The 244-nt window shown below is 31.6% G+C and carries 1 pseudogene; it reads right to left on the bottom strand.

What is annotated here, in order from left to right:
• A pseudogene (locus tag LI114_RS14025) lies at nt 1-121 on the bottom strand (transcriptional regulator); the annotation flags it as partial.
• Between the last annotated feature and the right edge of the window lie 123 nt (nt 122-244).

The raw sequence follows: 244 nt of genomic DNA, 5'->3' as shown, positions 1-244 counted from the left end.
CGGAAGTGAGGGACTGGATGTAGCTTTTATTTTTGCCAAGATCCAGACTCATCTGATATTCAGATACATTTTTCTTTAAACGCAGTTCGCTGATGCGTTCTCCAATAAAGTTTTTATCCATACATTTACACCTCTCTTCCACATTTTAAACTATTTACTTACAGCAAATTACGGAATAAAATAGAGATATATTTGAAATATAGTGATTATTCCGTAATATAACCGTAATTTACTAAAATGATAC

Origin of the sequence: Ruminococcus sp. 210702-SL.1.03 (genome assembly GCF_020559915.1) — a bacterium.
GTDB lineage: Bacteria > Bacillota > Clostridia > Oscillospirales > Ruminococcaceae > YE71.
Note: the sequence above shows the minus strand (reverse complement) of the source record. Positions and strands in the feature narration are given on the sequence as shown.